Annotated in this window: 23 protein-coding genes; 15 read left to right on the forward strand and 8 right to left on the reverse strand. The window is 66.0% G+C overall.

Annotation, left to right across the window (positions count from 1 at the left end):
* The first annotated feature begins 21 nt into the window (after positions 1–21).
* From AC1DKN_RS04185 to AC1DKN_RS04205, 5 genes are all read left to right on the forward strand, one after another.
* Positions 22–1,848 (forward strand): ABC transporter ATP-binding protein, encoded by a 1,827-nt coding sequence (locus tag AC1DKN_RS04185; RefSeq protein WP_230007107.1) that lies wholly within the window; start codon positions 22–24, stop codon positions 1,846–1,848.
* 305 nt (positions 1,849–2,153) lie between these two features.
* On the forward strand, positions 2,154–3,794 hold the full coding sequence (locus tag AC1DKN_RS04190; RefSeq protein ID WP_476850340.1) for a peptide ABC transporter substrate-binding protein: 1,641 nt from the start codon (positions 2,154–2,156) through the stop codon (positions 3,792–3,794).
* A 223-nt stretch (positions 3,795–4,017) separates the two neighbouring features.
* Positions 4,018–4,947: an ABC transporter permease gene (locus AC1DKN_RS04195; RefSeq protein WP_230007109.1), complete on the forward strand. Its 930-nt coding sequence runs from the start codon at positions 4,018–4,020 to the stop codon at positions 4,945–4,947.
* The gene (locus AC1DKN_RS04200) at positions 4,937–5,935 is read left to right on the forward strand and encodes an ABC transporter permease (protein ID WP_230007110.1); all 999 of its coding nucleotides are present in this window, start codon (positions 4,937–4,939) and stop codon (positions 5,933–5,935) included. Before AC1DKN_RS04195 ends, AC1DKN_RS04200 begins: the two co-directional genes overlap by 11 nt.
* Before the next feature lie 11 nt (positions 5,936–5,946).
* Positions 5,947–7,668, forward strand: coding sequence for an ABC transporter ATP-binding protein (locus tag AC1DKN_RS04205; RefSeq protein ID WP_476870515.1), 1,722 nt, complete (start codon positions 5,947–5,949; stop codon positions 7,666–7,668).
* A 218-nt stretch (positions 7,669–7,886) separates the two neighbouring features.
* On the opposite strand, the gene AC1DKN_RS04210 is transcribed toward AC1DKN_RS04205, so the two are convergent.
* Positions 7,887–8,819: an SGNH/GDSL hydrolase family protein gene (locus tag AC1DKN_RS04210; RefSeq protein WP_476870516.1), complete on the reverse strand. Its 933-nt coding sequence runs from the start codon at positions 8,817–8,819 to the stop codon at positions 7,887–7,889.
* A 282-nt stretch (positions 8,820–9,101) separates the two neighbouring features.
* On the opposite strand from AC1DKN_RS04210, the gene typA reads away from it, so the two are divergent.
* The 3 genes from typA (at position 9,102) to AC1DKN_RS04225 (ending at position 12,483) form a co-directional block, all read left to right on the forward strand.
* A complete protein-coding gene (gene typA / locus AC1DKN_RS04215) occupies positions 9,102–11,030 on the forward strand; it encodes a translational GTPase TypA (RefSeq protein ID WP_079550304.1) in 1,929 nt (642 codons plus the stop codon).
* Positions 11,031–11,057: 27 nt separating this feature from the next.
* Complete coding sequence (locus tag AC1DKN_RS04220) at positions 11,058–11,444, forward strand: hypothetical protein (protein ID WP_476870517.1); 387 nt, start codon at positions 11,058–11,060, stop codon at positions 11,442–11,444.
* A 229-nt stretch (positions 11,445–11,673) separates the two neighbouring features.
* On the forward strand, positions 11,674–12,483 hold the full coding sequence (locus AC1DKN_RS04225) for a type IV toxin-antitoxin system AbiEi family antitoxin domain-containing protein (protein ID WP_476870518.1): 810 nt from the start codon (positions 11,674–11,676) through the stop codon (positions 12,481–12,483).
* Between the two features lie 389 nt (positions 12,484–12,872).
* On the opposite strand, the gene AC1DKN_RS04230 is transcribed toward AC1DKN_RS04225, so the two are convergent.
* Positions 12,873–13,121 (reverse strand): putative acetyltransferase, encoded by a 249-nt coding sequence (locus AC1DKN_RS04230; RefSeq protein ID WP_476858928.1) that lies wholly within the window; start codon positions 13,119–13,121, stop codon positions 12,873–12,875.
* 150 nt (positions 13,122–13,271) lie between these two features.
* Between AC1DKN_RS04230 and fdxA the strand changes: the two genes are divergently transcribed.
* The 5 genes from fdxA to AC1DKN_RS04255 all read left to right on the forward strand — a co-directional run bounded on the left by fdxA (position 13,272) and on the right by AC1DKN_RS04255 (position 17,782).
* Positions 13,272–13,598, forward strand: coding sequence for a ferredoxin (gene fdxA / locus AC1DKN_RS04235; RefSeq protein WP_028275689.1), 327 nt, complete (start codon positions 13,272–13,274; stop codon positions 13,596–13,598).
* A gap of 12 nt (positions 13,599–13,610) precedes the next feature.
* The gene (dapC, locus tag AC1DKN_RS04240) at positions 13,611–14,759 is read left to right on the forward strand and encodes a succinyldiaminopimelate transaminase (protein ID WP_476870519.1); all 1,149 of its coding nucleotides are present in this window, start codon (positions 13,611–13,613) and stop codon (positions 14,757–14,759) included.
* A 228-nt stretch (positions 14,760–14,987) separates the two neighbouring features.
* Positions 14,988–16,271 (forward strand): citrate synthase, encoded by a 1,284-nt coding sequence (locus AC1DKN_RS04245; RefSeq protein ID WP_028275687.1) that lies wholly within the window; start codon positions 14,988–14,990, stop codon positions 16,269–16,271.
* Positions 16,272–16,451: 180 nt separating this feature from the next.
* A complete protein-coding gene (locus tag AC1DKN_RS04250; protein WP_476870520.1) occupies positions 16,452–17,123 on the forward strand; it encodes a TetR/AcrR family transcriptional regulator in 672 nt (223 codons plus the stop codon).
* A gap of 47 nt (positions 17,124–17,170) precedes the next feature.
* The gene (locus AC1DKN_RS04255) at positions 17,171–17,782 is read left to right on the forward strand and encodes a hypothetical protein (protein WP_028275685.1); all 612 of its coding nucleotides are present in this window, start codon (positions 17,171–17,173) and stop codon (positions 17,780–17,782) included.
* A gap of 94 nt (positions 17,783–17,876) precedes the next feature.
* On the opposite strand, the gene AC1DKN_RS04260 is transcribed toward AC1DKN_RS04255, so the two are convergent.
* Both AC1DKN_RS04260 and dapD read right to left on the reverse strand, forming a co-directional pair.
* The gene (locus AC1DKN_RS04260; RefSeq protein WP_476855764.1) at positions 17,877–18,728 is read right to left on the reverse strand and encodes a hypothetical protein; all 852 of its coding nucleotides are present in this window, start codon (positions 18,726–18,728) and stop codon (positions 17,877–17,879) included.
* A gap of 111 nt (positions 18,729–18,839) precedes the next feature.
* Entirely contained in the window at positions 18,840–19,862 is a 1,023-nt protein-coding gene (gene dapD, locus AC1DKN_RS04265) for a 2,3,4,5-tetrahydropyridine-2,6-dicarboxylate N-succinyltransferase (protein ID WP_476870521.1), read from the reverse strand.
* Positions 19,863–20,072: 210 nt separating this feature from the next.
* On the opposite strand from dapD, the gene dapE reads away from it, so the two are divergent.
* Positions 20,073–21,170 carry a succinyl-diaminopimelate desuccinylase gene (dapE, locus tag AC1DKN_RS04270; RefSeq protein ID WP_476859007.1) on the forward strand — a complete coding sequence of 366 codons (1,098 nt, stop codon included), beginning with the start codon at positions 20,073–20,075 and terminating at the stop codon, positions 21,168–21,170.
* Between the two features lie 120 nt (positions 21,171–21,290).
* Here the strand turns inward: dapE and AC1DKN_RS04275 are convergent, their stop codons facing one another.
* From AC1DKN_RS04275 to AC1DKN_RS04290, 4 genes are read right to left on the reverse strand one after another with little or no spacing between them, the layout of a single operon-like run.
* Positions 21,291–22,127 (reverse strand): amino acid ABC transporter permease, encoded by an 837-nt coding sequence (locus AC1DKN_RS04275; protein ID WP_476870522.1) that lies wholly within the window; start codon positions 22,125–22,127, stop codon positions 21,291–21,293.
* Positions 22,124–22,774 (reverse strand): amino acid ABC transporter permease, encoded by a 651-nt coding sequence (locus AC1DKN_RS04280; protein WP_223913898.1) that lies wholly within the window; start codon positions 22,772–22,774, stop codon positions 22,124–22,126. Before AC1DKN_RS04280 ends, AC1DKN_RS04275 begins: the two co-directional genes overlap by 4 nt.
* 52 nt (positions 22,775–22,826) lie before the next feature.
* Positions 22,827–23,711 carry a glutamate ABC transporter substrate-binding protein gene (locus AC1DKN_RS04285; protein ID WP_243180934.1) on the reverse strand — a complete coding sequence of 295 codons (885 nt, stop codon included), beginning with the start codon at positions 23,709–23,711 and terminating at the stop codon, positions 22,827–22,829.
* Positions 23,712–23,769: 58 nt separating this feature from the next.
* The gene (locus AC1DKN_RS04290) at positions 23,770–24,525 is read right to left on the reverse strand and encodes an amino acid ABC transporter ATP-binding protein (RefSeq protein ID WP_028275678.1); all 756 of its coding nucleotides are present in this window, start codon (positions 24,523–24,525) and stop codon (positions 23,770–23,772) included.
* A gap of 213 nt (positions 24,526–24,738) precedes the next feature.
* Between AC1DKN_RS04290 and AC1DKN_RS04295 the strand changes: the two genes are divergently transcribed.
* Positions 24,739–25,632, forward strand: a complete 894-nt coding sequence (locus tag AC1DKN_RS04295) for an LOG family protein (protein ID WP_476870523.1) — start codon at positions 24,739–24,741, stop codon at positions 25,630–25,632.
* Positions 25,633–25,676 lie beyond the last annotated feature (44 nt).

Here is a 25,676-nt window from a genome sequence, read left to right on the forward strand (position 1 = left end):
CGGGCGGAAGGATAGCCCATCATGACTGACTTCATCACCCTCGATCCGCCGGCGTCACCTGTGCCTGGCAAAGGCGAACCTGTCCTGGAGGTCCGGGATCTCAGCGTGGATTTCGGCGTGGACAAGAAATGGGTCCCGGCAGCGATCGGCCTGAACTACGAGGTCCGGGCCGGCGAAGTGCTCGCCATCGTGGGGGAGTCCGGCTCCGGAAAGAGCGCCAGTTCGATGGCGCTGCTGGGCCTGCTGCCGAGTAACAGCCGTGTGACAGGAAGTGTCAAGCTTGCCGGCCGTGAGCTGCTGGGGAGCAATGAGGCCAATATCCGCGCGGTGCGCGGCAAGGACGTCGCGGTGATCTTCCAGGAGCCGATGACGGCCCTGAACCCGGTGTACACCGTGGGGTCGCAGATCGTCGAAACTGTGCGTCTGCACAATGAAGTTTCCCCGGAAGAAGCCCGGCTCCGGGCCCTGCGCATGCTGGAACTTGTCGAACTGCCCGATCCGGAGAAGGCCTTCCGGTCTTACCCGCACCAGCTTTCCGGCGGCCAGCGCCAGCGCGCCATGATCGCGCAGTCGCTCTCCTGCGACCCGAAGCTGCTCATTGCCGATGAGCCGACCACGGCCCTCGACGTGACCGTCCAGGCCGAAATCCTTGACCTCATGCGCAACCTGCGGAACAAACTGGACAGCGCCATTGTGCTCATCACCCACGACATGGGAGTGGTGGCCGACCTCGCCGACCGGATCGCCGTCATGCGCAAGGGCCTGATCGTGGAGACGGGCACGGCAGCGCAGATCTTCCACAACCCGCAGCACGAGTACACCAAGGCGCTGCTGGCTGCGGTCCCACACCTGGGCCAGGGCGGCGCGGATTCCACGGCGGACGTGGACGTCACCGCTGCCCTCGCCGCCGCGACCCACGTCGAGATCCTCTCCATTCCTGAAGACGAGCTGATCCGGCGCGAGCGCGAAAACGCCGCCGCCCTGGCCGCGGCCGAAGCGGCCAAGCCGAAGGGCGAGCCGGTCCTGGAGCTCACCGATGTCGCCATCGAGTACCCGAAGCAGGGCCGGGTGCCGGCGTTCCGTGCCGTGGAAGGGGCCAACCTGGTCATCTATCCCGGACAGGTGGTCGGTCTCGTCGGCGAGTCCGGCTCCGGAAAGACCACCATCGGCCGGGCCGCCGTCGGCCTGCTGCCGGTGGCGGCAGGCACCATGCGGGTAGTCGGGCAGGACATTTCCGCCGCCAAGAGGAACGGCCGGCAGCTCCACGAGATGCGCCGGCACGTCGGCATGGTGTTCCAGGATCCGTCGTCGTCCCTGAACCCCCGGCTGCCCATCGGGGAAAGCATCGGGGAGCCGATGTTCCTGGCACGGGCCGCGAAGGGCGCCGACCTGCAGCGGCGGATTGAGGCGCTGCTGGACCAGGTCGAGCTGCCGCGCGACTACCGCAACCGCTACCCGCACGAGCTCTCCGGCGGGCAGAAGCAGCGCGTGGGGATCGCGCGGGCCCTCTCGCTCAAGCCCAAGCTGATGGTCGCCGACGAGCCCACCTCCGCCCTCGACGTCTCAGTCCAGGCCAAGGTGCTCGATCTGTTCCAGAACCTGCAGAAGGAACTGGGGTTCGCCTGCCTCTTCGTCACCCATGACCTCGCGGTGGTGGACGTGCTCGCGGACCGGATCTGTGTCATGCAGCGCGGCAGGATCGTGGAGCAGGGGACCCGCGACCAGATCCTCCGCAATCCCCAGGAGCCCTACACCCAGCGGCTTTTGGCGGCGGTTCCGCTGCCGGATCCGGACAAGCAGCGCGAGCGCCGCGAACTGCGCGCGCAGCTGCTGTCAGGGGCCAGCTGAGGCTTGCCTGGAGGGGGTCGGAACAGGGGCGAAAACCGGCAGATTCCAGTTAAGGGCGAGTAACCCAGGTCACACCGCGGGCGAATACTACCAGCCGGTAGCGTGTGACTTGAAATACACTCCGCTTGACGTTACTCGTCATGAGATTGTCGGATCACGGTTTGGCAACAGAGTTCCAACATTTGGACGGTTTAGGGCTAGGCTACTTCCATATGTAGGCCACGTCACAGGGGATACCCCTGTGCCTGCTTACGGGGAAGCATAAGTTTTTCCCTCACGAACTCCCACAACTCATAGGAGGCGGAATGCGTTTTTCGCGCACTTCCAAAGCACTGGGCATGGTGGCTATCGCCGCCCTCGCCCTGACCGGATGCGGTGCCAGCGGCTCCGCAACCGGTAGCGGCAGTACCGGCGGCGACACCAGCAAAGTGATCCTCGCCGACGGCTCCGAACCCCAGCGTCCCCTCATGCCCGCCGACACCAACGAAGTCGGCGGTGGCAAGGTCATCGACATGATCTTCGCGGGTCTGGTCAGCTACGACCCCAGCGGCAAGCCGGTCAACGAACTCGCCGAGTCCATCGAGGGCAAGGACGGCCAGCACTTCACCATCAAGGTCAAGAAGGACCAGAAGTTCACGAACGGCGAGGCCATCACGGCCAAGTCCTTCGTCGATTCCTGGAACTTCGGCGCCGCAGCCAAGAACGCCCAGCTCAGCGGTGGCTTCTTCGAAAGCATCAAGGGCTACGACGAAGCCAGCGCAGAGGGCTCCACGGTTGAGACCATGTCCGGCCTGAAGGTCGTTGACGACCAGACGTTCACCGTCGAACTGAAGCAGCCGGAATCTGACTGGCCGCTTCGCCTTGGCTACACCGCGTTTGTTCCGGTTCCCTCCGGTGCCCTGAAGGACCCGAAGGGCTTCGGCGAGAAGCCGGTCGGCAACGGCCCGTACAAGCTCGCGGACGGCGGCTGGCAGCACAACGTGCAGATCCAGCTCGTTCCGAACCCGGACTACAACGGCCCGCGCAAGGCCAAGAACGCCGGCGTGACGTTCAAGATCTACCAGAACGACGACTCGGCGTACCAGGACCTGATGTCCAACAACCTGGACATCCTGCAGACCATCCCGACCAGCGCGCTGAAGAACTTCAAGTCTGACCTCGGCGACCGCACCATCAACAAGCCGTACGCCGGCAACCAGACCATCGCCATCCCGGAATACCTGCCGGAATGGAGCGGCGAGGCCGGCAAGCTGCGCCGCCAGGCGATCTCCATGGCGATCAACCGCGAAGAGATCACCAAGGTGATCTTCAACGGCGCACGCCAGCCCGCCAAGGACTTCACGGCACCCGTGCTTGACGGCTACAGCGACTCGATCGCCGGAGCCGAGAACCTGACTTTCAACGCCGACAAGGCCAAGGAAGCCTGGGCCAAGGCTGACGCCATCCAGAAGTGGGACGCGAACAAGACGTTCACCATTGCCTACAACGCCGACAAGGGCGGACACAAGGCCTGGGTTGAGGCAGTAGTCAACCAGCTCAAGAACACGCTCGGCATCAAGGTTGAAGGCAAGCCGTACGCCACCTTCAAGGAAGCCCGCAACGACGCCACCGCCAAGACCCTCACCGGCTCCATCCGTGCCGGCTGGCAGGCAGACTACCCGTCGCTGTACAACTTCCTCGGCCCGATCTACAAGACCGGTGCCGGCTCCAACGACGCCAACTACGCCAACCCGACGTTCGACAAGGCCATCTCTGACGGCCTGAACGCCGCGTCGGTCAGCGACGGCAACAAGGCCATGAACAAGGCCCAGGAGATCCTCCTGACGGACCTGCCGGCCATCCCCCTGTGGTACCAGGTTGCCCAGGGCGGCTGGAGCGACAAGGTCACCAACGTCGACTACGGCTGGGACGGCGTCCCGCTGTACTACAACGTAACCGGTAAGTAACAACAAAACGACGGCGGGGGCCGCCCATACTGGGGCCTCCGCCGTCGTCGTGTTTCCCCTCCATTTATTTTCTTGATGCCCGGCTCTTTCGGGCGAACTTTTCGCAGCCCTGCCGCCGTGAGCAAACCGGCGCCGGCCTGCATCCATAGTGAAAAGGTTCTTTGATGAACAACTCCGCCGCATCCCTGGACAGGATGCCTGCCAACGAGGGTGTGACTCGCTGATGTCGACATACATCCTCAAGCGTTTCCTGCAACTGATTCCCGTCTTCCTGGGCGCAACACTGCTGGTCTATTTCCTGGTCTTCAGCCTGCCCGGTGACCCCATCGTGGCCCTGTTCGGCGACAAGCCGGTGAACGAGGCGGTCGCAGCCAAGCTGCGCATGCAGTACCACCTGGACCAGCCGTTCTGGATGCAATACCTGCTTTACCTCAAGAGCATCTTCACGTTCGACCTCGGCCAGGACTTCTCCGGACGCCCCATCGCCGCCGTGCTCGGCGAGGTCTTCCCCGTCACGGCGCGGCTGGCCATCATGGCGCTGATCTTCGAGGCCTTTTTCGGCATCATCTTCGGCCTCATCGCCGGCCTGCGCAAGGGCAAGCTCTTTGACGCCACGGTCCTGATCTTTTCGCTGATCGTAATCGGCATCCCGATCTTCGTCCTCGGCTTCCTGCTGCAGTTCACCATCGGAGTCCAGCTCGGCTGGGCCAAACCGACCGTCAGCTCCGCGGCGACCATCCCGGACCTCATCCTGCCGGCGATCGTGCTGGGACTGGGATCGTTTGCCTATGTCCTGCGCCTGACCCGCACGTCCGTCATCGAAAACATGAACGCCGACTATGTGCGCACCGCCACCGCCAAGGGCCTCTCCCGGTTCCAGGTGGTCCGCGTCCACATCCTGCGCAACTCCCTGATTCCCGTCATTACCTTCCTGGGTGCCGACCTCGGTGCCTTGATGGGCGGGGCGATCGTCACGGAAGGAATCTTCAACGTTCCGGGCGTAGGCAACCGGCTCTACCGGGCCGTGCTGTCCGGCGAAGGGCCCACGGTGGTCTCGATCGTCACCGTCCTGGTGCTGATCTACTGCCTCTCCAACCTGCTCGTTGACCTGCTTTACGGCTGGCTTGACCCGAGGATCCGTTATGACTCCTGATAACACCACCACCACCGCACGGCACGCCGATTCGCGCCGCCCGGCCCGCCGGACCGTGCACTTCGTGGCCGATGTCTCCGAGACTCCGCTCCAGGTAACGGACCGGGTCAAGGACGAAGCCGCACCGCTAAGCCTGTGGGGTGAGGCCTGGAAGAACCTGCGCAAGCAGCCGCTCTTCATCATCTCCGTGTTCCTGATCCTCGTCGTAGTGGCGGTGTCGCTCTTCCCGGGACTCTTCTCGCCGATCGACCCGACCTCGGAGGCCTGCCAGCTGGCCAACTCCGACGCCGGCCCCGCCGCGGGCCACCCGCTGGGCTTCACCCAGTTGGGCTGCGACGTCTACGCCCGTGTCATCTTCGGTACGCGGTCCTCGGTGACCGTGGGCCTGTTGACCACCATCGGCGTGCTGCTGATCGGTGGCATCATGGGTGCCGTCGCCGGCTATTACGGCGGCTGGATCGACTCGGTCCTGGCCCGCATCAATGACATCTTCTTCGCCCTTCCCCTGATCCTGGGCGCGATCGTGCTGATGCAGCTGCCGATGTTCCGGGCTAACAAGACCGTGTGGACGCTGGTGCTCATCCTGATCATCTTCGGCTGGCCGCAGATTGCCCGCATCACCCGCGGCGCCGTCGTTGAGGTCCGGAACGCCGACTTCGTCACGGCCGCCCGCTCGCTGGGCGTCTCGAAGTTCGGCGCCCTCATGCGCCACGTCCTGCCGAACTCGCTGGCCCCGATCATCGTCGTGGCCACCATCTCCCTGGGAACGTTCATCGTGGCCGAGTCCACCCTGTCCTTCCTCGGCATCGGGCTGCCGGCCAGCGTCATGTCCTGGGGCAATGACATCGACGCGGCGAAGGCTTCCCTCCGGTCCAACCCGATGCCACTGATCTACCCGGCCATCGCGCTGTCCATCACCGTCCTGAGCTTCATCATGCTGGGCGATGCCCTGCGTGATGCCCTCGATCCCAAAGCCCGCAAGCGATGAAAGGGGACACTATGAGCGCCTCTGTTGACTTCCAGGAAGCTGAGTACGCCACTGAGCGCCCGCTGCTTGAAATCAAGGACCTGGCCATCGGGTTCACCACCAGCAACGGCGAGGTCAACGCCGTCCGCAACGCCCACCTCACCGTCATGCCGGGCGAAACCGTCGCGATTGTGGGCGAGTCGGGCTCCGGCAAGTCCACCACCGCGCTGGCTGCTATCGGCCTGCTCCCGGGCAACGGGCGGGTCGCGGCAGGCCAGATCCTGTTCGATGGCGAGGACATCTCCAACGCCAGCGAAAAGCGGATGATCGAACTGCGCGGCAACAGCATCGGAATGGTCCCGCAGGACCCGATGTCCAACCTGAACCCGGTGTGGAAGATCGGCGACCAGGTCCGCGAGACGCTGAAGGCCAACGGACTCCCGAGCGGCCCCGACGACGTCGCCAAGGTCCTTTCCCAGGCCGGGCTGCCCGACGCCGGAAGCCGCGCCAAGCAGTACCCCCACGAGTTCTCCGGCGGCATGCGCCAGCGCGCGCTGATCGCGATCGGGCTCGCCTGCCAGCCGCGCCTGCTCATCGCGGACGAGCCGACCTCGGCGCTCGACGTGACCGTGCAGCGCCAGATCCTCGATCACCTGGACAAGATGACCACGGAACTGGGCACCGCGGTGCTGCTGATCACGCACGACCTCGGCCTCGCCGCCGAGCGTGCCGATCAGGTGGTGGTCATGTACCGCGGCCAGGTTGTCGAATCCGGACCCTCGCTGGAGCTGCTGCAAAACCCGCAGCACCCGTACACCCAGCGGCTGGTCGCCTCGGCGCCGTCGCTGGCGTCCCGGCGCATCCAGGCGGCCAAGGAACTCGGCGTGGAAACCGACGACATGCTCGCCCCGAGCGAGACCGGCGTGGTTGAGCCGGCCAAGTCCGACGACGTCCTGCAGATCCAGAACCTCAGGAAGGTCTTCAAGCTGCGTTCGGGCCTGGGCAAGTCCACGGACTTCACCGCCGTCGACGATATCTCCTTCAACGTCAAGCGGGGAACCACGACGGCGATCGTGGGGGAGTCGGGTTCCGGCAAGTCCACGGTGGCGCAGATGGTCCTGAACCTCCTGACGCCGACCTCCGGCAAGATCATCTTCGACGGCGTGGACACCTCCACGCTGAAGAGCAAAGAGCTCTTCGCCTTCAGGCGCCGGGTACAGCCGATCTTCCAGGACCCGTACGGGTCCCTGGACCCGATGTACAACATCTTCCGGACCATCGAGGAACCGCTGCGGACCCACAAGATCGGGGACAAGACCAGCCGCGAGAAGAAGGTCCGGGAATTGCTGGACCAGGTGGCGCTGCCGCAGTCCACCATGCAGCGGTACCCCAACGAGCTCTCCGGCGGCCAGCGCCAGCGGGTCGCGATCGCCCGCGCCCTGGCCCTGGACCCCGAAGTGATCATCTGCGACGAGGCCGTCTCGGCACTGGATGTGCTGGTGCAGGCGCAGGTGCTGAACCTGCTCGCCGAACTGCAGTCCCGGCTCGGCCTGACCTACCTGTTCATCACCCACGACCTCGCGGTGGTCCGGCAGATCGCCGACCGCGTGTGCGTCATGGAGAAGGGCAAGCTGGTGGAAACAGGCTCGACGGACGACGTCTTCGAGTCGCCGCAGCAGGACTACACCCGGGCGCTGCTCAACGCCATCCCCGGCGCCGGCCTCATGCTGCCGCCGGAAATGGACGTGGCCTGAGCGGCCGCTTCCTGAGGGCTTGAAGAAGTCCGCCGCCAGCAGCGCTTAGCGGCTGGCAGTACAGGAGCCGGTGTCCTCCCTTCGGGGCGGACACCGGCTCCTTTGTTGTGCTGTGGCCCGTGCGCCGGCGGTGCCTGCGCCGGTGGCGCGTCCGCTGGCGGTGCCTGCGCCGGTGGCGCGTCCGCTGGCGGTGCCTGCGCCGGTGGGACAAGCCTGCGTTAGTGGGATAAGCCGGCGAGCATGCCGGGGTCGGCGTAGTCAAACCCCAGGGACTGCAGCCGCTGGCCGAAAACGGCGCCCAGGGCCGCGTGGCCCTGCCGGTTCAGGTGGACCCGGTCCGCCATCGAGCCCGTCAGGTTGTACCGGGTGAGCCAGTCGCCTGCGCTGACGAACGACAGCCCGTGATGGTCCGCCACCCGCCCCAAAAGCGCGTCCACCTCGCTCCGGCGCCCTCCGCCGTAGTGGGCGCCGCGCCCGAGTGTGCCGACCATGAGTATCCGGGCAGCGGGGTAACGCTGCTGGATGCTGGCGATCAGCCGTTCCGCGTTGGAGACGATCTGCGCGTCGGAGGCGCCGCGTGCGGCATCGTTCCCGCCGCCTTCGATCACCACGAGGGGAGGAGCGCCGTACGGGAGTTTCCAGTCGCCGCGCTGAAGCGCGTCGATGTAGTTGCCGGTCTTGCCGTTGGACGCCACGAAACCGGTGCCGCCCCGGCCACAGAAGAAGACTTTGTACCCAGCAGCGGCCAGACCCTGCCTGGGCCAGCCGTAGGAAGGTTCCGATTGCGAGTCGCCAATCAGCACGGCGACATTGCTGGTGTCCTTGACGATGATCTCGTTGCGGCCGTTGGCAGGATTGCGGTAGGTCGAGCCGCTCGGCAGTGCGGCGGGGTCGATGGTGGACCCGATGCGCGTCTTGGCCGCGGACCCGGCCGCGACCGGGACTCCGGCGCCAACGGCCGCTCCGGCCCCGCTGCCGGTCAGTGGCGTGCCCACAGCTTCCGACTCTGATGATCCAGCGTCGGAAGAGCCCACTTCGGAAGAGCCCGCGTCGGGCGCAGGTGAATAAGAGGTCTGTCCGCAGCCGCCAAGAACCACGCCGGTGGCGATCATCATTGCGACGAAGCGGGACAGGGCCGAGGCGTTTCGCATGAATGTCTCCGGGCTTGCTTGCTGCTATCAGAGCAATGATGGTGCATGGGCGCTGGAAAATCCAGTGACTTTACTCACACGTAATAGACCACTTCCGTGCGCCCGTCCTGCTCTGGCGACAGCGCGGACGCTGGTCACCGATCCGCATTTTAGGCCAATAAATGACCTAGCGTTTAGAATGGTAGTAGGTGCCCTGTGCCAAAGGGACTTATCTGTCGTGCGTTCCGGTTGGAAATGTCGCGATACCACAGCTGACTTCACCACTGAATCGAGCAATAACGCATGTCTGAAACCACCACCAACACCGCGGTAGCCACTGCATCGCGCAGTGACCTGCGCAACGTCGCGATCGTGGCCCACGTTGACCACGGCAAGACCACGCTGGTCGACGCCATGCTCAAGCAGACCAACTCCTTTGCCGAGCACAACCACCTCGAAGACCGCGTCATGGACTCCGGTGACCTGGAACGCGAAAAGGGCATCACCATCCTGGCCAAGAACACCACGGTGGCCTACAACGGACCGTCCTCCAACGGCGAAACCATCACCATCAACGTCATCGACACCCCCGGTCACGCCGACTTCGGTGGCGAGGTGGAGCGCGGCCTGTCCATGGTCGACGGCGTCGTCCTCCTCGTCGATGCCTCTGAGGGCCCGCTGCCCCAGACCCGCTTCGTGCTGCGTAAGGCCCTCGCCGCGCACCTGCCGGTGATCCTCCTGGTCAACAAGACCGACCGCCCCGACGCGCGGATCGAAGAAGTTGTCCACGAATCCATGGACCTGCTCCTGGGCCTGGCCTCCGACCTCGCCGACGAAGTTCCGGACCTCGACCTGGACAAGATCCTGAACGTGCCGGTTGTTTACGCCGCCGCCAAGGTCGGCCGCGCCTCCCTCGAGCAGCCCGCCGACGGCAGCGCGCCGGAAAACGAAGACCTCGAGCCGCTCTTCCGGGCCATCATCGAGCACATCCCGGCCCCGACCTACAACCCGAACGGTGTCCTGCAGGCACACGTCACCAACCTGGACGCCTCACCGTTCCTGGGCCGCCTGGCGCTGCTGCGCATCTACAACGGCACCCTGCGCAAGGGCCAGACCGTGGCCTGGGCACGCGCCAATGGCGAGCTCAAGAACGTCAAGATCACCGAACTTCTCGCGACCAAGGCACTGGACCGCGTCCCGGCTGAGTCCGCTGGCCCGGGCGAGATCGTCGCCGTCGCCGGCATCGAGGAGATCACCATCGGGGAGACCCTGACCGACGCCGAGAACCCGCAGCCGCTGCCGCTGATCACTGTTGACGACCCGGCCATCTCCATGACCATCGGTATCAACACCTCCCCGCTGGCCGGCAAGGTCAAGGGCGCCAAGGTCACGGCCCGCCAGGTCAAGGACCGCCTCGACAAGGAACTGATCGGTAACGTCTCCATCAAGGTTCTCCCCACCGAGCGTCCCGACGCCTGGGAAGTCCAGGGCCGTGGCGAGCTTGCACTGGCCATCCTGGTCGAGCAGATGCGCCGCGAAGGCTTTGAGCTGACCGTCGGCAAGCCGCAGGTGGTTACCAAGACCGTCGACGGCAAGGTCCACGAGCCGATGGAACACATGACCATCGACGTGCCCGAAGAGTACCTCGGCGCCGTCACGCAGCTGATGGCCGCCCGCAAGGGCCGCATGACCAACATGGCCAACCACGGCACCGGCTGGTGCCGCATGGAGTTCATCGTTCCGGCCCGCGGCCTGATCGGGTTCCGTACCAAGTTCCTCACGGACACCCGCGGCGCCGGCATCGCCGCCTCCATCTCCGAAGGCTACGAGCCGTGGGCCGGCCCCATCGAGTACCGCACCAACGGTTCGATGATCGCCGACCGCGCCGGTGTTGTGACCCCGTTCGCCATGATCAACCTGCAGGAACGCGGATCCTTCTTCGTCAAGCCCACCTCCGAGGTGTACGAGGGCATGATCGTGGGCGAGAACTCCCGCGCCGACGACATGGACGTGAACATCACGAAGGAAAAGAAGCTCACCAACATGCGTGCAGCTTCCTCGGACACCTTCGAGAACCTGACGCCCCCGCGCGACCTGACCCTCGAAGAGTCCCTCGAATTCGCCCGCGAAGACGAGTGCGTTGAGGTTACCCCGGATTCAATCCGTATCCGCAAGGTCATCCTGGACACCAACGAGCGTGCCAAGGCCAACCGCGCCCGCGCCAAGGTCTGATCCCGGTCTCCGGGCTTCAGCCACAACGTGATTAAGAGAGCTGCCGGTACGGCAGGCGGCATTGCCGCCGCCGTGCCGGCAGCTCTTTTTGTTGCCCTGGCCGGCACCGCCCTGCACCGCCACGATCTGGTCCTGGGCGGAGTGGACGTCCCGTGGGGCGCCGTCGCTGCGCTCGTGCTGCTGGGCTCGGTCCAGCTGTGGCTGGGGGCGGCATTCCGTTCTATCGTCCCGACGGCGGCTTGCGGAGTCCTCTGCTACGCGCTGATTGGCTGGTGGTCCACCCTGGAAACGGGCAAGCGCCTGGTCATCGGCGACACCGCGGGCAATATCTGGGTCTTCGGCATCGCAGGCATCACCGTGGCCATGCTCGCCTGGTGCCGGCGCTACAGGAGGCCGACCGGCCAGGACCGGTGACGACGGGCCAGGACCGGACCGCCCTGCCCGGCTCCCCACGGGACATGCCCATTTTTCGGGCGCTCGAGTGGGCACAATGGCATTATGTCCGGCCCCGGGTTGGTGCGCGGGACATGCCCCGCCCTCATGGTCGGACCTGTCCGGCACCGCCCCCATCCGGCCGGTGCAGTTTTCCACATAGTGCGGGATCCGACTTCCAGGGCGCAGAGTGCGGCCCCACCATGGGTGAATGGCCAACGTCATCGAGGTGCTCTCGAATTACGACGGCGTCGCCCGCGCCAAATACATTGCCGCCGCGGGGGTCTCCGATTTTCAGCTCAAGTCCGCGATGGACTCGGGAGCCGTGTCCCGGGTGGCCCGCGGCGTCTATGCGTTGCCCGGTGCAGACGCGCAGCTGATCGCCATACGCTCGCTTCCGGCGGAACCGGCGTGCATCACCGCGGCACACTTCAGCGGGCTGTGGGTCCTTGAAGCCCCGGCCCAGCCGCACGTTGCCCTCACACACAGCAGGAGCTACCAGGGCTTCGTCTGCCACCGGGCGCCCGCGCCGCCGACACTCCTGGACACGGTCATCCAATGCCTGCGCTGCCTACCCGAACCTCACGGGCTGATCATCGCCGAATCCGCCGTCGTGCTGAAGGGACTCCCGCTGGGTTCATTGCGTCAGCGGCTCGATGGCCGGAACGACACCCGGGAGCGCCGGATCGTGTCGGCGATTGTCCCGCAGTCGCAGTCGCTCATTGAGTGCCTGGCCCGGTTCCTGCTGCGGCGGGCCGGCTTCCATGTTGAATCGCAGGTCAACGTTCCAGGGATGGGACACCTGGACCTGATGGTCGACGGCCGTCTCGGCATCGAGACTGACGGGGCGGGATTCCACATGGACAGGGCAAGCTTCGAGGAAGACCGGCGGCGTTGGAACGTCACCACGCGCCGCGGAATCCCGACTCTTGTTGTGACGTACCCGCTGCTGAGGGACCACCCCGAGGATTTCATCGCCATGGTCCGCGAAGCCCTGAACAGGCTATCTGCCGCCGCCTAGAGTCAGACTCCACGTCCGGCTTCGTGTGCCCTTGCGATGCGGTTCGGCGCTCTGATCCTGCACCGCGCCCAGCCACCGCTGAAATTGTCCCGCGCTCTTTCGATGCACCACTGGACATGGCCCTTGTTCTGTTGGTTTACCGCTGGACATGTCCCTGGCTCCGTCGATTCACCACTGGACATGTCCCGCGGTGGCTGGCGGCGATGAGCACGGCGCCGAAATGTCCATCTCCAGCAGCAAGGGGAGGGCATGTCCATTGGTGGCCGGGGGCGGGGTTGGGCATGTGCGTGGTTGGCCAGCAGGGGAGGGCATGTCCAGTGGTCGGGTGGTGCGGAGGGCATGTCCCCTCGGCGCAACCACCACCGACGCGCCCACCCCGGAACCGCCCGTCAGGGCTCCTGCATCCGCGGGGCGCGGCGCGGCGGGGGCGGCGGGACTTCCTTGGCTGCCACGACAAGGGGGAGGGCAATGACGACGTCGGAGCGGCGGGTGCGGACGGTGCATACGCCGTCGGCGCGATCCACGAGCTCGCCGAGGGCATCCGTCAGGCCGCCGTCGATCCTGTACCGGACCACAACGCGGGTGCCGAGCGGGGCGGCGGAGAGAAACTGCTGGGGCAAGGGCAAAGGCGAGCTCATCAGATCATCGTAAGACGCGGAGCATGTGTGACGTCCGGCTAGGTTCGCGGGAACAGGCTGGGAGATAATAGGCTCAGAAGTCAGCAGCCCGGCTCAGGGCCTGGAAATCATCCGGCCGGTCGCCGGAACCAACGTGGAGAGGCCAGGGACGTGACGTACGTAATCGCGCAGCCGTGTGTAGATGTCAAAGACAAGGCATGTATTGAGGAGTGCCCCGTCGATTGCATTTACGAGGGTGAGCGTTCCCTGTACATCCACCCCGACGAGTGCGTGGACTGCGGTGCCTGTGAGCCGGTCTGCCCCGTGGAGGCGATCTACTACGAGGATGACACCCCCGAAGAATGGGCCGACTACTACAAGGCCAACGTCGAGTTCTTCGACGAACTCGGGTCCCCGGGCGGCGCCGCGAAGGTTGGGAACACCCACACCGACCACCCCATGATCGCCGCCCTGCCGCCGCAGAACCAAGAGAACTAGGACGGCGCTACGGTGACATCCGCGGTGCGCACCTTCGGCCTGAGCCTGCCCGATTACCCGTGGGAGGCCATGACGCCGTATCTCGCCACGGCAGCCCGGCACCCGGCAGGAGCCGTCAACCTTTCCATCGGAACCCCGGTGGACGCGACGCCGGCCCTCATCCAGGACGCACTGCGCGCCGCCGCGGACGCCCCCGGCTATCCCACGGTGCACGGGACGCCGGCCCTGCGGGAAGCCATCGCCGGCTGGTTTGCGCGCCGGCGCGGCGTCCCCGGGCTCGACCCGCAGAATGTGATGCCAACGGTGGGTTCCAAGGAACTCGTCGCGTGGCTGCCGTTCCTGCTCGGCCTGAAGCCGGGCGACGTCGTCGTCCGGCCCACGGTTGCGTACCCCACCTATGACATCGGGGCCACCTTCGCCGGTGCGGAGCAGGTCGCCGCGGACGACCTTGACGAGCTCGACGCCGGCACCCGGGCCCGCGTGCGCCTGGTCTGGGTCAATTCGCCGGCCAACCCCACCGGCAGCGTCCGGGACATCGCGTCGCTGCGGCGGATCGTCCGGCAGGCCCGCGAGCTCGGCGCCGTCGTCGCGTCCGATGAGTGCTACGCCGAACTCGGCTGGGGGGAGTGGGACCTCCAGCGTGGCGGCGCCCCGGTCCCGAGCGTCCTGGATCCGCAGGTCGCAGAAGGCTCCCACGATGGCCTGCTCGCCGTCTATTCGCTGAGCAAACAGTCCAACGTGGCCGGTTACCGCGCGGCATTTGTCGCCGGCGATCCGGTGATCATGGCGAACCTGGTCAACAGCCGCAAGCACGCCGGGATGATTGTGCCCTATCCGGTCCAGGAAGCCATGCGCGTGGCCCTCGGCGACGACACCCACGTCCAGGCCCAGAAGGACCTGTACCGGGGCCGTCGGGAACGGATCGTGCCCGCGCTCAAAGGTTTCGGCCTGACAATCCATGAATCGAGGGCAGGCCTTTATCTGTGGGCCACCGCCGGCGAGGCGACGTGGGACACCGTGGGCCGGCTCGCGGACCGCGGAATCGTCGTTGGCCCCGGGGTCTTCTACGGCGACGCCGGCAACGGGTTCATCCGGGTGGCGCTGACCGCCAGCGACGAAAGGATCGACGCCGCCGTCTCGCGGCTGGACCCGGAAGCGTAACAATGCTGTGACGCGTGCCACATGTGGCGTGTTTTTGGCGTTTTGCGGGCCCCCCGGATTAGTGCCACCCGCGAAGTGAAGGTACTTTTTAACTGACGATCAATGGTGGCTTTCCACAAGAAGGCAGCGCAGCCTTTGGAAATCCTGTCCGCACAGGATCCGCGGGCAGCTTCACCAGATGTTGGACCAGCTTTCGACAGAGGCCCCGATGCCTCATGAGGAGACTCCATGACTGAAACCACCAGCGCAACCCTGCGCCATGCCGGCGGCGAACTCGAACTCCCGCGCATCAAGGTTGTAGAAGGGAACGAAGGCTACGACGTTTCCAAGCTGCTGAAGCAGACCGGCGCCGTCGCCTTCGACCCCGGTTTCATGAACACCGCGGCCACCACCTCGGCCATCACCTACATCGATGGTGACGCCGGCATCCTGCGCTACCGCGGCTACCCGATCGAGCAGCTGGCCCAGCACTCGAGCTTCCTGGAAGTCTCCTACCTGCTGATCTACGGCAACCTGCCGACCCCCACCGAGCTGGAGTCCTTCGACCAGCGGATCCGCCACCACACCCTGCTGCACGAAGAGCTCAAGGGCTTCTTCAGCGGCTTCCCCCGTGACGCCCACCCGATGCCGGTGCTGTCCTCGGCCGTGTCGGCGCTGTCGACGTTCTACCAGGACTCGCTGGATCCGTTCAACGCCGAGCAGGTGGAGGTGTCCACCATCCGCCTCATGGCCAAGATGCCGGTCATCGCCGCCTACGCCCACAAGAAGTCGATCGGGCAGCCCATGCTGTACCCGGACAACTCGATGAACCTGGTGGAGAACTTCCTGCGCCTGAGCTTTGGCCTGCCGGCCGAGCAGTACGAGGTGGACCCGGTCATCGCCAAGGCCCTGGATCTGCTCCTGATCCTGCACGCCGACCACGAGCAGAACTGTTCGACGTCGACCGTCCGCCTGGTAGGTTCCTCGAACGCGAACCTGTTCGCCTCCGTCTCCGCGGGCATCAACGCCCTCTTCGGCCCCGCCCACGGCGGTGCCAACGAGGCCGTCCTGAAGATGCTGCGCCAGATCCAGGCCGACGGCATCAAGCCCGAGGACTACATGGAGAAGGTCAAGAACAAGGAAGACGGCGTCCGCCTCATGGGCTTCGGGCACCGCGTCTACAAGAACTACGACCCGCGTGCCAAGATCATCAAGGCCACGGCCCACGAGGTCCTGAGCAAGCTCGGCGGAAACGACGAGCTCCTCGACATCGCCATGCGCCTTGAAGAGAAAGCCCTGGGCGATGACTACTTCATCCAGCGCAAGCTCTACCCCAACGTGGACTTCTACACCGGCCTGATCTACAAGGCCATGGGTTTCCCGGAGAAGATGTTCACCGTGCTGTTCGCCATCGGGCGCCTGCCGGGCTGGATCGCCCAGTGGCGCGAGATGATCAGCGACCCCAATACGAAGATCGGCCGCCCGCGCCAGCTCTACGTCGGCGAACCGGAACGCAACTACCCGTCGCTGTAGCCCGCCCGCCGGCCACGGCGCGCGTGATAGACAGTACGACGCCGGCCGCGCACCTTTTGCTGAGGTGCGCGGCCGGCGTCGTCCTTATGGGGGCACTGTGCCGCTGTGACCCGCGCCACGTCCCCGCCGGGACCGGTGTGGCCCGGGGCGGCCGCAGCACGTACGTGCTAAAAAAGACCAGTGCCTAAATTTGTCGACGCCGTCATCCGGCGCCAGGAAATAGTTGACGCAGTCTTCAGGATCATCGCAACGGATGGCCTCGAGCGGGCCTCGCTGCGGGAAGTTGCTGATGAAGCGCAGCTGGCCGTCGGCTCGGTGCGGCACTATTTCGCCAGCAGCGACGAGCTGTTGACCCACGCGTTCGCCGTGGTGGTGGACCGAATCGTCGGCCGCCTCACCGACGCGGACTCCCGGCTGGGCGATGCGCCGCCGGCGTCGGGGGAGCAGCATGCGGCCGTCCTGGCACTGCTGGGTGAGTTTCTTCCGCTGGACGAGGAACGGGCGGTTGATGCCTGCGTCTGGATGGCCTTCAAGAATGCCGCCCGGACAAGGCCGTTCCTGGCCGCCGAGGCCGACCGCAGCCACCGGGCGGTGGCCGCCGTCGTGGGCGGGCTCATCCTGGGCCTGGCCGAGGCTGAAGGCGTTGACGCCGACCACGCGGCCGGCCTCGACCAGCAGGTGCTCGTCACCGAAGCGGAACTGCTGCTGGCAGTCCTGGACGGTCTGACGATGCACGCCCTCCTGCAGCCCGAGTGGATGACGGCCGTGATGTGCAGGGATGTGCTCGAAGCCCACCTGGCGGGCCTGAACCGACGGCTGGCGGCCGGGCAGCCAGCCGTTAACGCCTCATAACAACAGGAATAGACTGAGATCGTACGTCTTGCCAAGGAGGCAATTGGATGCACCACACCGGCGGACCAGGCTGGCGGATCACGATGGATACTTCTGGTCCCATGCTCATTGCCCTCTACGTTCGTGACGCCGCCGGCTTGGACACCGCGGGACACCCGGCGCTCTGCCATGCGGCACCGAAGATCCGCGCCTCGGACCACTCCCACCTGATCGCCGAGGTTGGCGGCCCGGCTGCGCTCAAGACCGAATGGGAGGCCTGGTGGGAACAGCTGCTGAAAGACCACCCGGAAATGTCCCCCGAGCTCTCCCCTCCGGGCTTCCGTGCGTTCAGCAATTCGCCGGCCCTCCGGCGCGTGCTGCAGGCCCACTTCGGGGCCGCTTTGACGTGGGCCCGGGAACGCCTCGCCGAATACGGAACCCTCGAGGCGGAGCGCGAAGCCAACGGCAACAACGAGCTGCTGGCCGACATGGTGGAGGACCGCCTGCTTGACGTGGGACGGGCTTCAAAGGATTTCGGCCTGACGATCATCGAGCTCCCGCTTGCGGAGCCGCGGGCCTGGTATCTCGAGCCCGACAAGATCATCATGAGCCACGAGCTGTTGTCCCAGCCGGAGCTGTTCCGCAGCTACGTGCAGCCGGTGGTCGATCTCCTCGTCTGAGCCCGCCCGGTGACGGCTGCCCCCGCTGGCAACTGACCCGCTGGCAACTGACCCGGTGGCAACTGAGCCGCTGCCAACTGACCCCCGGTAGCGGTCAGGTGCCGGGGGCGTCTGCGACGGTAACCCTGACTTGGCCGGCCGGGACTTGGGCCGGCTGCCAGCCGTCGCGGGACTGCCGGTTCCAGGCGCGGCCCTCGACCTCCACGCTGGTGATTTCAAGCTCCTTGGCGTTGGCCACGGCCCACTGGCCCACAGCCCAGGCCTGGGTTCCTTCGGCCTCCACGAGCAGGGTCCGGCCGTCGGTGGACGCCGTCACGTCCCCGAGTGCAGCGGTCAGCCCTGCGGTGACGGCGGCAGGATTCCCGGCGGCGTCGGGGGAGCGCAGCGAGCAGTCCAGGCCTGCGGGCGTCTGCCCGCTCAGGGCGGAGGCGAACGCGCGGGCCATCACCTCATGCTGGGCGTAGGCCTCCGGGTACGCCGAGCGCTGGACGCGCTGGGCGGCAACGGTGATATCGAGCGACTCGTACCCGGAAACCTCGACGAGGGCATCGTAGAACGCATTGCTGGCGTGGTACGGGTCCATCACCTGCGCCGTGGTGCCCCAACCCTGGGACGGCCGCTGCTGGAACAGTCCTCGGGAGTCGGGACCGGCCTGGTCGCCATGGCCGATGTTGCGCAGTTTTGATTCCTGCATCGAGGTGGCCAGCGCGATGCTGGCGGCCCGGGCCGGAAGTCCCCGCCGGACCGCGACGGCGGTGATGAGGGAGGCGTTGGCCGCCTGGTCGGTGGAGAGGTCATCGCCGCCGCTTCCCGTGGCCGTGCAGCGTTCGGTGATCAAGGTCTCCGACCGTTGCAGGAACGTCACCGCGGTGTAGATGCCGCCCGCGACCATCGCCAGGGTCAGCAGAAGGACAATCCGGCGCCGCCAGCTCCCTCGTCGTGCCACGAAAATACTCCCTCAGGCCCCTGCGGGCTGCGTCATCGGCTTTTTCGTCGGGGCGGGTCGGCCCCGCCCGCGCGGTCTTCGCCGCCCGCCATACCGTACCAGCCGGTGCGGTCAGTTGGCGTGCAGGGCCTCGTTGAGCTCCACCGTCTGGCCCTTGCGGGGGAGGACCTCAACCTCACCAGTGGTGGAATTGCGGCGGAAGAGCAGGTTCGGAACGCCGGAAAGGTCCACGGCCTTGACGATCCGGCTGGTGTCTTCGCCGTCGGCGTCCTTGGGGCCGATCACGCGCACACGGGTGCCGGCGGTGACGTAGAGGCCTGCCTCCACCACCGAGTCGTCGCCGATGCTGATGCCCACGCCGGAATTGGCGCCGAGGAGGACCCGCTCGCCGAGGGAGATCTTTTCCTTGCCGCCGCCGGAGAGGGTTCCCATGATCGAGGCCCCGCCGCCAACGTCGGACCCGTCGCCGGTGATGACGCCGGCCGAGATCCGGCCCTCGACCATGGAGGTACCCAGGGTTCCGGCATTGAAGTTCACGAAGCCCTCGTGCATGACCGTGGTGCCTTCGGCCAGGTGCGCACCGAGCCGGACCCGGTCGGCGTCGGCGATCCGGACGCCGGAGGGAACGACGTAGTCCACCATGCGCGGGAACTTGTCCACGCCGAACACCGTGACGGCGCCGCGCTTGCGCAGGCGCGCCCGGGTCAGCTCGAAGTCCTCCACGGCTGCGGGGCCGAAGTTGGTCCACACCACGTTGGGAAGCTTGCCGAAGATGCCGTCAAGGTTGATGGTGTTGGGCTGGACGAGCCGGTGGGAGAGCAGGTGCAGGCGAAGGTAGGCGTCCGCCGTGTCCGCGGGTGCCGCATCCAGGTTGATCTGGGCGAAGACAATGATCTGCTCTGTGCCCCGGTCCGGGTCAATGCCGCTGGCGGCGATGTCGATCAGCGACTGGTCCGCGTTCTTCACGTCACGCTGGTGCTCCGCGGCGACTCCGAGCGCCGGCGCCGGAAACCACACGTCCAGCACGGTGGCGTCACCGTTGCGGGTGGACACAGTGGCCACCCCGTAGCCATAGGCAGAGCGAGCGTCGGAGCGGGCGTCGGCGGGCACAGCGGAAGCAGCAGTTTCAGTCATGGCCCAAGTCTAACGAGAGGCCCGTCGGGCGCTGAAACTCATGACAACCCGATTGACACGCTGCAGGGGCCTCTTGACGCATGGAAACGGCCCCTGCAGCGACTCAGGTGGGACGGGGAGGCAACCAGATAAGGTGGAACGGTGACCCCCACGAACCCGCGCACCCCTGCCAGTGCCACCGCCAGCGTCCCTGTCCGCACACCGGTCCATCTGGACCTCCGCCAGGACGTCGCCCTGCTCACGGCCGCCCTGATCGACATCAACAGCGTCTCCGGCAACGAGGGGGTCCTGGCCGACGCCGTGGAACATGCCCTCCGCCAGCTGCCGCAGCTGGAGCTGGTCCGCGACGGCGATTCGATCATCGCCCGCACCAACCTGGGCCGGGCCGAGCGCGTCATCCTGGCCGGCCACCTGGACACCGTGCCGTTGCCCACCACAGAGGGCTCGCTGGGGACCGTGCCGGCGTACTGGCCCTCCGGGGCCCCTGGAGAGGGGATCCTCTACGGCCGCGGCGCCACTGACATGAAGGGCGGCGTCGCCGTGCAGCTGGCGCTGGCGGCCACCATGTTCGACGGCGGGGCGGAACCAGGCAAGGACGTCACGTTCGTCTTCTACGACCACGAGGAGGTCGAGGCCGTGAAGAGCGGCCTGGGCCGTCTGGTGCGCAATCACGGCTCCCTGCTCGGCGGGGACTTCGCGATCCTGCTCGAGCCGACGGACGGGACGGTGGAGGGCGGCTGCAACGGGACCAGCCGCTTCGAAGTGACCACGAACGGCGAGGCTGCCCACTCGGCCCGGGCCTGGATGGGCAGCAATGCCATCCACGCCGCGGCCCCGATCCTGGCCCGGCTGGCGGCGTATGAGCCGCAGACCGTGACGGTTGACGGCCTGGACTACCGCGAAAGCCTCAACGCCGTGAAGATCCACGGCGGCACGGCCGGGAACGTCATTCCGGACAAGTGCGTCGTGGAAATCAACTACCGCTTCGCGCCGGACAAGACCCCGGACGGAGCCGAGGCCGTCGTGCGCGAACTGCTGGACGGATTCGACGTCGTGCGCACCGACAGCGCGGCCGGCGCGCGGCCGGGCCTGCACCACCCCGCGGCGGCGTCATTCGTTGCCGCCGTCGGCGCGGAGCCGAAGCCCAAGTACGGCTGGACCGACGTCGCACGCTTCAGTGAACTGGGCATCCCCGCGGTGAACTTTGGGCCCGGCGATGCTCTGCTGGCGCACAAGGACAACGAACACGTCGAGGCGGACGCCATCCGCGAATGCCTGCGGGCGCTGCGGACCTGGCTGAGCGCCTAGCAAAGCCCAGGAACCAACGCCCAGGACACCACGACCAGGAAACAAGGCAGGAAACAAGGCGCAACGCACAAAGGGTCCGGAACCTCCGTGAGGTTCCGGGCCCTTTGTGGGTGGGACGGCTTACTTGGCGGCCGGAATACCGGCGACCGGCACGTGCGCCACGCCGCCGGCGGCGCGCTTGGAACCGCGGCGTTCGAGCCAGATGGCCAGGCGGGAGACTGCCAGGTCGATCGCGATGTAGATGGCCGCGGCCACGAAGAACACCGGGAACAGGTACTGCGGACCCAGGAAGTCCGCCATGACCTGCACGGCCCGGAGCAGCTCGCCGTAGGCGACGATGTAGCCGAGCGACGTGTCCTTCAGCAGCACCACGAGCTGCGCGACCAGGGACGGCAGCATGCGCCGGATGGCCTGCGGCAGCTCGATGGTCAGCCGGCACTGGAAGCTCGTAAGGCCGATCGCCAGGCCAGCCTCACGCTGGCCCTTGGGCAGCGACTGGACGCCGGCGCGGATGATCTCGGCGAAAATCGCCGAGTTGTAAAGGACAAGGCCGGCCACGACGGCGATGAACGAGCTGGTGGCAAAGACGAGCAGCACGAACAGCATCATGAGCACGACGGGCATGCCGCGCAGGAATTCCAGCACGATCCGGGTGGGCACCCTGATCCAGGCGTTGTCCGAGATGCGCATCAGGCACAGGAGCAGGCCCAGCGGGAAGGCAATCACGGCCGACACGGCCGCGGCGGCCAGCGTGGCGCCGATGCCGGCGGCGATCAGGGCCCAGACGTCGGGAAGCTGGAAGACCGCCCAGCGTTTGGGGTCGAAGATTCCCTGCTGGGCGAGGGTCACGACTGCCAGGACGAGGAGGCCGCCGATCACGATCACGCCGATGATGGAGCCGATCAGCGAGACCCGTCGGGCTTTGGGGCCGGGGACGTCATAGAGAACAGAGCTCATCGTGCGATCGCCACCTTTCGTTCAACGACGCTGGCGAGGAAGCCAAGCGGGATGGTTATCAGCAGGTAGAAGAATGCGATGCCGACCAGGACCCACATGACGGCGTCGCCGTTGGCATTGGCCAGTTGCTTGCCCTGGCCGAAGAGTTCCAGCACATAGAACGCGCCGGCCACAGAAGAGTTCTTGACCAGGGCAATCAGAATGTTGATCAACGGCGGGATCACGGTGCGCAGGGCCTGCGGCAGGATGATCAGCGAGAGCACCTGGGTGAACTGCATGCCGATGCTGCGGGCGGCCTCCGCCTGGCCCACCGGGACGCTGTTGACGCCGGAGCGCACGGCCTCGGCAATGAAGGCCGAGGTGTAGGCGCTCAGGGCGATGATGGCGGCGACCTCGAACTGCTGGAACGTAACGCCGAGGCGGGGCAGAACCACTGCGGCGAAGAAGAACGCGATGGTCAGCGGGGTGTTCCGGACGATCTCGACGTACGTCATGCTGAAGCCACGCAGCGCGGCGACGGGCGAGACACGGGCGGCAGCCAGGATGGTGCCGAAGACCAAGGCGATAATCCCCGAGACCAGGGACAGGAAAAGGGTTCGGAGAAAACCGTCCCAATACTGGGGGAGGTTTTCAATAATGACGTCCATAAGTTCCTTCAGCTGCGTTGAGGGGATTCCAGGCGAAAGACGGGAGTGGCGGCTAGTAGCGGTCGATCGTGGGAAGCGCTGGCGTGGTCTTGATGACGGTGCCGGCAGTGTCTTCCCAGGCCTTCTTGTAGGACCCGTCCTTGTCGGAGGCCTCAAGCTGGTCATTGACCCACGTGCGGAAGGCGGTGTCGTCCTTCTTCAGGCCGATGCCGTAGGGCTCCTTGGTGAAGGTCTGATCCGATGCCAGCTTGAAGGCGTCCGGTTCCTTGGACACGAAACCGGCCAGGATGACGTTGTCGGTGGTGACGGCTTCAACCTGGTGGTTCCGCAGCGGTTCCAGGCAGGCTGAGTAGGTCGCGGCCGGAACCAGGACGGCTCCGTACTTCTCCACGATCGTCGAGGCTGGCGTGGAGCCGGTCACGGAGCAGACGTTCTTGCCCTTGACGTCTTCGGGCTTGGTGATGGAGTTGTTGTCCTTGTTCACCATGAGCGCCTGTCCGGCCTCGTAGTACGGTCCGGCGAAGTCGACTTCGGCCTTGCGCTTGTCATTGATGGTGTAGGTGGCGACGATCATGTCCACCTTGCCCTGCTTGAGGAACTGCTCGCGGTTGGCGGAGACAGTTTCGACCCACTCGATCTTGTCGGCGGGAATGCCCAGCTTGGCAGCCATCAGCTTGCCGATTTCGACGTCGAAGCCGACGGGCTTGCCGTCGAGGCCCTTCTGGCCGAAGAGCGGCTGGTCGAACTTGGTGCCGATGGTGATCTTGCCCGCGGAGGAAAGCTTGGCCATGGTGGAATCGGCGGGAAAGCTCGGCTTCTCGGCTACGGGCGGGTTGGTGGTCGTGGAGGAGCTGCCGCCACAGGCGCTCAGGCTGAGTGCCAGTGCTGCGGAAGCGGCAACCAGAAGGGATTTCCTTCGGGTCAAAAATGCCATCATGACATTCCTTTCATTGGGCGGCCGCCGTCCGGCAGCCAGGGTGCGAAAACGTAGTCGGTCAGTGTGTCAGCAGCTTGGACAGGAAATCCTTGGCCCGGCTGCTCTTGGGGTTGTTGAAGAATTCCTCGGGGGTCGCGTCCTCAACGATCTGGCCGTCGGCCATGAACACGACGCGGTCGGCCGCCTTGCGGGCGAAGCCCATCTCGTGGGTGACCACGATCATGGTCATGCCTTCCTTGGCGAGCTGGACCATGACGTCCAGGACCTCGTTGATCATTTCCGGGTCGAGGGCAGAGGTGGGCTCATCGAAGAGCATCACCTTGGGCTTCATGGCCAGGGCACGGGCGATGGCAACGCGCTGCTGTTGGCCGCCGGAGAGCTGGGCCGGAAGTTTGGGGGCCTGATGCCCGACGCCGACCCGCTCCAGGAGGGCCATGGCGTCCTTGTCGGCTTCGGACTTGGCAACGCCCTTGACCTTGATGGGGCCGAGAGTGACGTTTTCCAGAATGGTCTTGTGGGCGAACAGATTGAACGACTGGAAGACCATGCCGACGTCGGCGCGCAGCTTGGCCAGCTCCTTGCCCTCCTCGGGCAGTTCCTTGCCATCGATCTTGATGTCGCCGTCGTCGATGGTCTCGAGGCGGTTGATGGCGCGGCAGAGCGTCGACTTGCCGGAACCCGAGGGGCCGATGACAACAACAACTTCACCCTTGCGGACGTTCAGGTTGATGTCCTTCAAGACGTGCAGCTGACCGTAATGCTTGTTCACGGCCTTCAGGGAGACGAGGGCATCGCCGGGCACTTGAGTAGTCATAGTACGAATCTAGCGAAGATTGACCAGATATGACGGCAATCACTCATTTTGGTGCAGATCGTGATTCAAGAGATACCTGCACGTCAGGCCCCTTGCTGGACTGCGTCGGGCATTCGCCGTGGACCTCGGCATACGGCCTCGGCAGGCGGCTGCGGCCGTGCGGCGCCGACGCGCCGACGCGGCGGCGGCCGAGTTCCGCGCTAGCCTATGGGCATGAGTACCGATCCGCAGCACGGCCCCAAGCAAAACCCCGAACAGAACCCGGAACAGAATCCCGGCGGAAAGCCGGCAAGGGAGGCCCGGAGCACACCGGCGCCCAACGGGATCCGCCACAAGGGTCCGCTTGAGCTGCGCCGCAAGGCCGCCAAGGTCACGATGTCCGACCAGACCTTGCTGGACACCAAAGGGCCGGGACAGTTCGTCCACACCGACCCCTGGCGCGTGCTGCGGATCCAGAGCGAGTTCGTGGAAGGATTCGGCGCGCTGGCCGATCTCGGTCCGGCAGTCAGCGTCTTCGGTTCCGCCCGCACTGTGCCGGGGAGCCCGAACTACGAGCTCGGCGTCGAGGTCGGACGCCGGCTGGCCGAGGCCGGCCTGGCCGTGATCACGGGCGGCGGCCCCGGCTCGATGGAGGCCGCCAACATGGGCGCCGTGCAGGGTAACGGCGTCTCCGTGGGGCTCGGAATCGAACTGCCCTTCGAACAGGGCATGAACCAGTGGGTGGACCTGGGCATCAACTTCCGGTACTTCTTCGCCCGCAAGACCATGTTCGTCAAGTACGCCCAGGGCTTCATCGTGCTCCCCGGCGGCCTCGGCACCCTGGATGAGCTCTTCGAAGCCATGGTCCTGGTCCAAACCCGCAAGGTCACTTCCTTCCCGATCGTCCTGGTGGGAACCGCTTTCTGGAGCCCCATGCTCGAGTGGGTCCGGGACACGCTCGTCGCGGAGGGAATGGTCTCGGCCGAGGACCTGGACCTCGTGCAGGTGGTGGACGACCCCGCGCGGGCCGTCGAGCTGGTCGTGGAAGGCGCCGCCCGCCACCGGAACCCGAACGGCGGCTCCACCAACGGGACCGGCACGGCAAACATCAAGGGAACGCGGGGCTGATCCGTCCGCCTGAGCGCTCCGGCGTCCGGCTTCTGGCACGATGG

It is taken from the genome of Arthrobacter sp. 01N444 (genome assembly GCF_056399305.1).

Coding starts and splice junctions, on each gene's coding strand:
- AC1DKN_RS04185 (WP_230007107.1), top strand. CDS start 22: ATGACTGACTTCATCACCCTCGATCCGCCGGCGTCACCTGTGCCTGGC.
- AC1DKN_RS04190 (WP_476850340.1), top strand. CDS start 2,154: ATGCGTTTTTCGCGCACTTCCAAAGCACTGGGCATGGTGGCTATCGCC.
- AC1DKN_RS04195 (WP_230007109.1), top strand. CDS start 4,018: ATGTCGACATACATCCTCAAGCGTTTCCTGCAACTGATTCCCGTCTTC.
- AC1DKN_RS04200 (WP_230007110.1), top strand. CDS start 4,937: ATGACTCCTGATAACACCACCACCACCGCACGGCACGCCGATTCGCGC.
- AC1DKN_RS04205 (WP_476870515.1), top strand. CDS start 5,947: ATGAGCGCCTCTGTTGACTTCCAGGAAGCTGAGTACGCCACTGAGCGC.
- AC1DKN_RS04210 (WP_476870516.1), bottom strand. CDS start 8,819: ATGCGAAACGCCTCGGCCCTGTCCCGCTTCGTCGCAATGATGATCGCC.
- typA (WP_079550304.1), top strand. CDS start 9,102: ATGTCTGAAACCACCACCAACACCGCGGTAGCCACTGCATCGCGCAGT.
- AC1DKN_RS04225 (WP_476870518.1), top strand. CDS start 11,674: ATGGCCAACGTCATCGAGGTGCTCTCGAATTACGACGGCGTCGCCCGC.
- AC1DKN_RS04230 (WP_476858928.1), bottom strand. CDS start 13,121: ATGAGCTCGCCTTTGCCCTTGCCCCAGCAGTTTCTCTCCGCCGCCCCG.
- AC1DKN_RS04245 (WP_028275687.1), top strand. CDS start 14,988: ATGACTGAAACCACCAGCGCAACCCTGCGCCATGCCGGCGGCGAACTC.
- AC1DKN_RS04255 (WP_028275685.1), top strand. CDS start 17,171: ATGCACCACACCGGCGGACCAGGCTGGCGGATCACGATGGATACTTCT.
- dapD (WP_476870521.1), bottom strand. CDS start 19,862: ATGACTGAAACTGCTGCTTCCGCTGTGCCCGCCGACGCCCGCTCCGAC.
- AC1DKN_RS04275 (WP_476870522.1), bottom strand. CDS start 22,127: ATGAGCTCTGTTCTCTATGACGTCCCCGGCCCCAAAGCCCGACGGGTC.
- AC1DKN_RS04280 (WP_223913898.1), bottom strand. CDS start 22,774: ATGGACGTCATTATTGAAAACCTCCCCCAGTATTGGGACGGTTTTCTC.
- AC1DKN_RS04285 (WP_243180934.1), bottom strand. CDS start 23,711: ATGATGGCATTTTTGACCCGAAGGAAATCCCTTCTGGTTGCCGCTTCC.
- AC1DKN_RS04290 (WP_028275678.1), bottom strand. CDS start 24,525: ATGACTACTCAAGTGCCCGGCGATGCCCTCGTCTCCCTGAAGGCCGTG.
- AC1DKN_RS04295 (WP_476870523.1), top strand. CDS start 24,739: ATGAGTACCGATCCGCAGCACGGCCCCAAGCAAAACCCCGAACAGAAC.